15 protein-coding genes are annotated in these 6,441 nt (G+C 73.4%); all 15 read right to left on the reverse strand.

The features are described 5' to 3' along the window. Positions 1-163: 163 nt before the first annotated feature. Positions 164-1,243 carry a hypothetical protein gene (locus tag C1J01_RS09000; protein WP_111178009.1) on the reverse strand — a complete coding sequence of 360 codons (1,080 nt, stop codon included), beginning with the start codon at positions 1,241-1,243 and terminating at the stop codon, positions 164-166. Beyond that, a complete protein-coding gene (locus C1J01_RS09005) occupies positions 1,236-1,457 on the reverse strand; it encodes a hypothetical protein (protein ID WP_111178011.1) in 222 nt (73 codons plus the stop codon). Before C1J01_RS09005 ends, C1J01_RS09000 begins: the two co-directional genes overlap by 8 nt. After that, on the reverse strand, positions 1,450-2,019 hold the full coding sequence (locus tag C1J01_RS09010; RefSeq protein WP_111178013.1) for a hypothetical protein: 570 nt from the start codon (positions 2,017-2,019) through the stop codon (positions 1,450-1,452). The genes C1J01_RS09005 and C1J01_RS09010 overlap by 8 nt, the downstream gene beginning before the upstream one ends. Then, positions 2,019-2,240: a hypothetical protein gene (locus C1J01_RS09015; protein WP_146615517.1), complete on the reverse strand. Its 222-nt coding sequence runs from the start codon at positions 2,238-2,240 to the stop codon at positions 2,019-2,021. The genes C1J01_RS09010 and C1J01_RS09015 overlap by 1 nt, the downstream gene beginning before the upstream one ends. Then, a complete protein-coding gene (locus tag C1J01_RS09020; protein ID WP_111178017.1) occupies positions 2,233-2,562 on the reverse strand; it encodes a hypothetical protein in 330 nt (109 codons plus the stop codon). The genes C1J01_RS09015 and C1J01_RS09020 overlap by 8 nt, the downstream gene beginning before the upstream one ends. Beyond that, positions 2,559-2,981, reverse strand: coding sequence for a hypothetical protein (locus C1J01_RS09025; protein WP_111178019.1), 423 nt, complete (start codon positions 2,979-2,981; stop codon positions 2,559-2,561). The genes C1J01_RS09020 and C1J01_RS09025 overlap by 4 nt, the downstream gene beginning before the upstream one ends. Before the next feature lie 58 nt (positions 2,982-3,039). After that, entirely contained in the window at positions 3,040-3,333 is a 294-nt protein-coding gene (locus tag C1J01_RS09030; protein WP_111178021.1) for a hypothetical protein, read from the reverse strand. Beyond that, entirely contained in the window at positions 3,330-3,713 is a 384-nt protein-coding gene (locus C1J01_RS09035) for a hypothetical protein (protein ID WP_111178023.1), read from the reverse strand. Before C1J01_RS09035 ends, C1J01_RS09030 begins: the two co-directional genes overlap by 4 nt. Further along, positions 3,710-4,609 (reverse strand): hypothetical protein, encoded by a 900-nt coding sequence (locus C1J01_RS09040; protein WP_111178025.1) that lies wholly within the window; start codon positions 4,607-4,609, stop codon positions 3,710-3,712. Before C1J01_RS09040 ends, C1J01_RS09035 begins: the two co-directional genes overlap by 4 nt. Before the next feature lie 25 nt (positions 4,610-4,634). Further along, positions 4,635-4,829, reverse strand: a complete 195-nt coding sequence (locus C1J01_RS09045; protein ID WP_111178027.1) for a hypothetical protein — start codon at positions 4,827-4,829, stop codon at positions 4,635-4,637. 5 nt (positions 4,830-4,834) lie between these two features. Further along, positions 4,835-5,041, reverse strand: coding sequence for a hypothetical protein (locus C1J01_RS49670; protein ID WP_181448644.1), 207 nt, complete (start codon positions 5,039-5,041; stop codon positions 4,835-4,837). Continuing rightward, a complete protein-coding gene (locus C1J01_RS09055; RefSeq protein ID WP_111178029.1) occupies positions 5,038-5,376 on the reverse strand; it encodes a hypothetical protein in 339 nt (112 codons plus the stop codon). The genes C1J01_RS49670 and C1J01_RS09055 overlap by 4 nt, the downstream gene beginning before the upstream one ends. Next, positions 5,377-5,760 carry a hypothetical protein gene (locus C1J01_RS09060; protein WP_111178031.1) on the reverse strand — a complete coding sequence of 128 codons (384 nt, stop codon included), beginning with the start codon at positions 5,758-5,760 and terminating at the stop codon, positions 5,377-5,379. After that, positions 5,757-6,167 (reverse strand): hypothetical protein, encoded by a 411-nt coding sequence (locus tag C1J01_RS09065; RefSeq protein ID WP_111178033.1) that lies wholly within the window; start codon positions 6,165-6,167, stop codon positions 5,757-5,759. The genes C1J01_RS09060 and C1J01_RS09065 overlap by 4 nt, the downstream gene beginning before the upstream one ends. Next, a partial coding sequence (locus C1J01_RS09070) for a hypothetical protein (protein ID WP_220039801.1) occupies positions 6,164-6,441 on the reverse strand: 278 nt, incomplete at its 5' end. The genes C1J01_RS09070 and C1J01_RS09065, both read right to left, overlap by 4 nt.

Here is a 6,441-nt window from a genome sequence, read left to right on the forward strand (position 1 = left end):
TCGGTGATCGCGCCACGGCCGAGGCACTCGAAACACCGCTCGCCGGACGGCCAGCGGCCCTTTCCGTCGCATGCGGGGCACTGCCAGGGGAAGATGGTCAGCCCGCCCCCTGGCGCCGTCTCAGGCGCGCCTACAGAGCCGCACACGTGGATCACACGCTCGGTCATGACGGCTGCCTTTCGTGGTGGCGTAGCACGCGCACCCGTTCCGGGTGGACGATCGGCGCGTCCTCGGGGCCGCGCCAGTGGTCCTCGATCCACAGCGGCCGGTGTACGCGGCGCTTGGGGTACCAGTGGTTGCGCCAGTGGCCGGTGACCGGCACGCGCACCGACAGGGTGCGGCCGCTGCCGGCCTCGCCGTCGACGGGCTCGACGTCCTGGCCGTGCCCGGCGCCGGGCACGGTCGTGTAGCGGCGCGGCCGCGCGTCGAGGATGCGGATGCCGCCGGTGGGGTAGCCAGCGCGCTCCAGCTGGCGGCGCAGGCCCCGCCGTACGGGCTCGGTGCGCTGGTAGATGAGCGGCTGCTGCATCAGCATCAGCGTGGTCAGCAGGTACTTGGCCCAGTGGCTGGTGTAGGCGGGGGTGTCGTGCTCGCGCAGCTGCTGCTCGAGCTCGCCCCGGTCGGCGTAGGCGATCGCCCATTCGTTGTCGGGCACCAGCCTGGCCAGGGTCGGCCGGATGAACTCGCGCACGGTGTCGTCGAGCATCGGGGCGAGCATGTCGCGGCGGTCGCGGTAGAACGAGACGAGCACGCCGCCGTTCTTCCAGCTGCCGGCGCGGTCGTACGGGCCCCACGTGCACGCGATGATCGGGATGTCCTCGTACGGCTGGTCACGTTTGTCCACCGCGAGGCGGTTGTCCACGATCAGCGCGGCCGCAGCCTCCGGGCGGCGCACGCTGATGAGGGGCGCCTCGAATACGATCAGCCCCGCCGGGTGCGGGAAGTCCTCGGCCGTCGGCGCGAACGCGGGCATGCTTGCCGCGGCGGCCTGAACGATCGCGGTCATCTCGGCCGTGACGAAGTACAGCTCGGCGTCGGCCAGGGCGCGCCGCTCGTGGGCACACAGCATCTCGGCGTAGGCGCGCATCACGCGGGGGTGCCCGTTGAACTCGGGATGGCCGAGCCGCGTGCCGGCGTCGGTCGACTGCCTGCTGTGGAACTCCAGCCCTCGGCCGTCGCGCAGCCACTCCATGAGGTCGCGGCGCAGCGCGGGCACGTCGGTCGGCTCGAACGTCTCAGCCACGGTCGTCCTCCCGGCGCAGACGCGCGTACGCCCATTTCACGCAGTAGGCGTGGCGGCCGATCACCAGTGCCATGCCGATCCACGCGGTGCCGCGTGCGGCCGGGCTGAACCCGTAGCGGTTGCGGGCCAGGCGCAGGCCCGGCTCGGCGACCTCGTAGCGGTAGAAGCGCGGCCAGTGGGGTTCGGCGTAGTGGCGCCAGGCCGTCTCATTCATGGTCGCCTCCGTGATCCGCGCGCAGTTCGCGCAGGTAGGCGAACAGGCCGTCGATGCGGTCCGGCGGCATCCCGCCGGCGGTGCGCAGCGCCTCGGCGACGAGCTGGTCACTTTCGGCCGCCTCGGCCGCGACCAGCCACGCCAGGCCCATCTGGCGGGCCTCGTCGGTGGACAAGACGCCTTTGAGATGGCCGCGCCGGATCAGGACCAGGCCGCGCTTGTCCTTCGTCGAGCCGACCGGCAGCAGCGACAGGGTTTCGTCGTAGCCCCAGGCGCGGCGGCCGGTCTGGGAGACGATGAGCTCGCCTGTGAACCGGCTCGCGGTGTTCGGGTCCAGGCCGAGCTTGACGGTGACGTGCACCATGACGTCGGCCCACGAGGCGACCGTGAACAGGTCGACGGCGGTGGCTCGCACGACGTCGACCGTCGCCGTCCAGTCCTGGCCGCGCCAGGAGATGAGGCAGTCCGTGGGCGCGTCCGGGTCGAGGCCGCCCACGATCTCGATGACGTCAGCGCCGGCGGGCGATGCGGCCCGCTCGCGGGTGTGCTTGCTGCGGTTCATCAGGTGGTCCTCTCGAGGTCGGCGGCGGCGATGAGCCCGGCCATGGGTCGGCGCACGCCCGCGATGGTGATGACGTGGGTGCCGTCGGCGCTGGCGTCGATGCCGACGCGGTGGCACGGCTCGTGGCAGATCAGCGCGTAGCTGCCGGGCTGGACGTCGGCGTGGGCGGTCTCGCCCGTGGCCGGGTCGAAGACGGTCACTCTGATCGGCTGCTCAGACACGGCGGCCGCCTCGCAGGTTGGCGATGCGGTCCAGCAGTTCCTGGCGGGCCACGTTGGCCCCCGTCGGGTAGCTGCCGTTCAGGAGGGTGCGGCCGATGCGGCCGCGCTCGCCGAGCTCGTCGGCGACGTCGCGCAGCAGCGCGTACACCTGATCGGCGTAGGCGATCTCTCCGGTGTGCACGACGCTGACGCCGGCGTCGGTGAGCTGAGCCATGATGTCGGCCGCGTGCTGGCCGTGCGGCGGCATCAGCGGGCCGCCGGCGGCCGCGCGCTCGCACATGGTGGCGTGCAGCGCCTCGGAGAGGATCTGGGCCGGGCTCACCGGGAACCGTCCTGGCGGTCGACGTGCGCCTCGTCGGGCACGAACTCGCCGCGGGCGACAGCACCGGCGGGTGCCTTGGCGGCGCAGATGCGCTGCCAGCCGACGCGGCGGTACCAGCGCCACCCGGTGCTGGTACCGCAGCCGTACGCGCACGGGACGCCGGGGGTGGGCGGCGGCGGCAGCGGGCGGTCCTGGCCGCCGGGCGGCCGGGGGATGTTCCAGTGGCGGCCGAGCTGCTCGGCGAGGGCCTGCTCGGTGCGGCCGCCCACGATGACGATCTGGATGTCCGGCAGCCCGATGTCGGCGAGGTTGACGCTGATCGGCTCGCCGGCCATGAGCCGGGTGACGTTCTCGCCGGACAGGCCGAACAGGGCCAGCGGACGCTGGCCGTCGCGGGCGATGCCGCGTGCTTTGATCATGGTCTTGTCCTTGGTAGGGGAGTCGGATACGGGTTCGGGCAGGGGGCGGCCGCGGCCGTCACGACGGCACCCGGGGGTCCTCGATCGCCAGCTGGCCGGGGATCTCGCCAGGCGGCCGGACGACGATGCGCTGCGGGACCGCCAGGCGGCGCGTCGCGCGCCGCCACTTCCGCCGGCACCCGCCGCCGCGGCGTCGCCCGTCGGCGCCGCGCGCCAACGAGTCCTTCGCCCACACGCGGCGGCCGCAGTCGTCGCACCGAGCGACCCACCGGCGGCGCCGCCGCGGCGGTGGCTCGTCGACGTCGCCGGCGGGCGTGGGCGGCGGGACCTGCCACAGCGCTGGCTGCGTCATGGCTTGTCCCGCTCGGCCAGGAGGCGGGCCTGCTCGACGCCGCGGGCATAGACGGCGCGCACCTCGTCGGGGTCAACCGGCTTGGTGCGCCGCTGGTGGGGCGGGATCAGCTCGGCCGGGCGGGCGTGCCCGTCGACCATGAGCCGGGCCAGGCCGACGAGCTGCTGCTGCCACGTCAGGCCGATCACGTCGGCGTCGACCAGCGCCGCCTGGATTTCCGCACGGTTCCAGTCGGGGCGTACGGCCACGCCCAGGGCGACGAGCTCGCCGCGCGCCTTCTGGACCGGCGCCGCGGGCTCGCTGTGGCGGGCGGCGCGGCGGCAGTCCGGGCACATCCTGGGATCGGCCAGGCCGTGCGTGCAGGCGGGCCGGGCGTTCACGCGGGCCTCCGGGCCAGGCGGGCGGCGTGAATGACGAGCGCGGCGATGGGTGTGCCGGGCGGGGCCTGGGCGCGGGCCGCCTCGAGGTAGCTGCTGCCGAGATCGGGCAGCGTCGCCAGGAAGTCCCGGGCGCTGTCGTACGGCTCGGCCGGCGTCTGGTCGATGGGCCCGGCCGGGGCCGTGCTCGCGCGGCTCGGCTCGGGCACCGCGAGCATCAGCGGCGGCTGGTGGTGGTTGGGCTGTCGATGATTTCCGGCCGAAGGCTCGCGGTGGACAAGGCGGGGCCCTTCCACATCCGTCCGTACGGCGGGGACGCCCGGAGTAGAGGGATTGTTTTTAGAGGGACTTTCTTTAGAGGGACTTAGGGTCCATCCGTCGATGGACCTTCCGCCCCTGATGCTCCATCCGTCGATGGACCTTCCGCCGTGAAGCTCCATCGGTTGATGGACCTTGGGGTCGCTGGAAGCAGGGTTATCCACAGGCTGCGCGACCGGGTTTTCCACAGGAAAGCTCCCTTCGTCGATGGACCTTTGCGGGTCGGGGAGAGCCACGGACGCCGGGAACTCAGGCAGCCGGAACTCCATGGAATGGCCGTTGCTGGCGAAGGTCGGCCGGCCTCGCTTGTCGGTGCCGGTGGGCACGCGGACCTCCAGGCCGTGCTTGGCGAGGCGGCCGAGGATGTTGCCGAGCGACTTGTCCGAGACGTCGAGCGCGCCCCTGATGCGCTCGAACAGGCTCTCGGTGTCGGGGCGGTGGCGCAGCATCCTGCGCGTCTGCTCGTGGGCCCGCTCGGCGATCACGAACAGCACGTTGCGTTCGGCTTGGGAGAGGCCGAGCTCGCGCGCCGCGGGCGTGCGCAGCCACTCGACGACCTCTCCGACCAACCTGCCGCTCATAGGTGTGGATCTCCGTTCTGCCTGGTCACTCCTCCCGGGGCGGGTTGGGTCTTCGCAGCCACTCCTCGGCGCGGCGCCGGACATCGGGGCCCGCTTTCCCCGCGCGCAGCCGGTGGACGGCGTCCTCGCCGACGTCGAGCTCGAGAGCGACCTGCCACCAGAAAAGGCCGAGCTGCCGTCGGCGGGTCTGCAACGCCCGGCTGAGCTCGTCGGGCTTCATGCGGGTCATCGCCCGCCGCCGGGGTGAACCGTCACGAACGGCGTGGCGGGCGTGCCCGTGCGGACGACGACCGGGCGCGGGGTGTCGGGGACGGAGGCGAGTGCGCCGAGTGCGGCAAGGGCCACGCCCGCGGCCGCGATGGTGCAGCCCCACGCCAGGCCCGGCGGGCATCCCACCAGGGCCTGGCGCAGGCTGCTGAGCCGCCGGGTCACGATCCCTGCCGCAGCGCCATGAGCTCGGCCTCTGCCTCGGCCAGCGCGGCCCGGGCGGCGACGAGGTCGCCCGTGTAGCCGTGGCCGTTGAGCGCGGCCGCCGCGGCCGCGGTGGCGCCGTCCAGGTCCCGGCCGTGCCGTACGGCGGCGAGCAGCCGAGCCAGCGCATCCCCCATCCGGTCGCGGGCGAGCAGCAGCTCGCGCTCGCGCGCCAGGCGGCTGACGAGGTCGGCCTCGCGCTGCTGCTGCAGCTGCTCGCGGGCTGCCTGGCGGGTCAGGTAAACGCCCACCGCGTAGGCGGCCACGAAGAGCACGATGGTCAGCAGCGGGTGCATCTACTCACCCCCCGGACGCTCGTCGCCCGGCTGGCCCGGGGCCTGCCGCAGCAGACGGATCGGGCCGGTGTCGGCGAACTCGTGCAGGGTCTGCCAGCGCTCTTGGGTGCCGTCGGCGGCCGTCATCCACACCTCGCCGCCCCTGGCGAGCTGGGCGAACCACTCACCTCCGAGGGCGTCGGCCCAGAGCTGGCCAGGATGCGGGGCGCCGTCGGCGGGCGTGACGAAGGTGACGTCGACCGGCAGGGCCGGGTCGGCCAGAGGCAGGCTGTGGCCGTCGGCCAGCTGCAGGACGGGGCCGTCGTCGGTGATCTTGACCTCGCCGGTCACACACAGCCGGACTTCCTCGCCGTCCTGGTACTTCCTGTAGGTCCGATCAGTCATGGCTTCTCGTGTCTCGTGTGGTCGGCCGGGAGAACGGGCAGGCGGGGCCGCCGCCGGCGACGTCGGCGACGGGGGAACGGGTAGCGCAGGTGCCAGCCGCCGCACCGGCAGCGGCGCGGCTGCGCGCCGCCGCGGGTGGTGTCGGCTCGCGCCTGCCTCGGGTGGGCGTAGCGCGTCAGCTCGGGGGTGGGGCAGCGGATGATGTCCCGCCATTCCTCATCCGGCCACAGCCACTCGGCCAGGCGGTCGAGCTGGACGTCGAGGAGGTCGAGAGGCGGGCTGTACCCGTCCGGGTACGCGCCGTCGGGCAGCTCTACCGGGCGCTCGAGGGCGCGTTCGGCTTCCAGCGGCGTCCGGCGTCCGCCGAGGTGGGCCAGGAGGGTGGCCAGCCATCGGCGGTGGGTCATGACACTGAGGCGATCTGCGAGAGAGTGATGGCCTCACGCCACGGCACCGGCTCGCCCTTGCCGTTGTAGCGGGGCCAGTCCCACGTGACGTAGACGACCAGCCCGCCCGGCAGTTCGCCCACACCGTCGACGCGGCCCTCGCCGCGGACCTCGTGAGAGATGCGGGTGTCCGGCGGTATGCGGCGCCGCAGCCAGGCGAGGTCAGGGTGCATCGGTCCCCTCCGGCTGAGGCGCAGGTTGCGGCTGCCCGTGAGGCTGGGGCTGGGGCTGGGGC

It is taken from the genome of Nonomuraea aridisoli (assembly GCF_003236395.1).
Taxonomy (GTDB): domain Bacteria; phylum Actinomycetota; class Actinomycetes; order Streptosporangiales; family Streptosporangiaceae; genus Nonomuraea; species Nonomuraea aridisoli.